Origin of the sequence: Rhodococcus sp. T9N (assembly GCF_024436645.1) — a bacterium.
GTDB classification, from domain to species: Bacteria; Actinomycetota; Actinomycetes; order Mycobacteriales; family Mycobacteriaceae; genus Rhodococcus_F; species Rhodococcus_F qingshengii.
On sequence record NZ_JAMSKS010000071.1, the window covers coordinates 1 to 676 of the forward strand.

A 676-nucleotide genomic window follows, 5' to 3' on the forward strand; every position below is an offset into this window, starting at 1 on the left:
GCGCCGAGTTCCCGGAGGCGACGTTCGATCGCCCCGAGCCCAAGGTCGCCAAGGTCGAGAAGCGAGGCGGTAAGTTCCGCGTCACCGACGAGGCCCGTGACCGCAATGACCTCTCGTCCATCGAGACCGAGGGTCGCAAACTCGGCAACAGCATCACCCGCGATCTCCACGCGGAAGCCATCGCGACGCTCGAAGCCAGCATCACCGCCACCGGCGCTGATGTGCAGGTTGTCGGCACGTCGTGGGCGGGCGCGAAGGCTGCAACCCTGACCACGACGTCGAATGCAGCTCAGCCTGCAGCGGACTTCGCGGCAGTGCAGCTCAAGGCGGAGACGTTCGAGCTCGGCAACGAGTTCAACCTCTGGATCGTCAACCCGGCTCAGATGCTCGACTTCCAGGTCGTCTACGGCGATCGCTGGAAGGATGTTCTGTCGAACTGGAACACCGACATGATTGCCAGCAATCAGGTTGCAGCCGGTTCGGCATACGTCGTCGAAGAGCGCGGTGTCGGCGAGTTCCGCACCGAGCAGCCGCTGCGCACCACTACATGGCGTGACGAGGCAACGGAATCCACCTGGGTTCAGACCTCGATCCGCGCACTCTTCGCGGTTACAAACCCGTTGAGTGTCCTCAAAGTGACAGGGTTGGCTGCTTAATGTCTGCGGTGGAGCGCACC

1 protein-coding gene is annotated in these 676 nt (G+C 63.0%); it reads left to right on the forward strand.

Annotation, left to right across the window (positions count from 1 at the left end; translation table 11 throughout):
• The coding region (locus M1L53_RS33065) for a major capsid protein (RefSeq protein ID WP_261949518.1) at positions 1-656 on the forward strand (656 nt) is incomplete at its 5' end.
• Between the last annotated feature and the right edge of the window lie 20 nt (positions 657-676).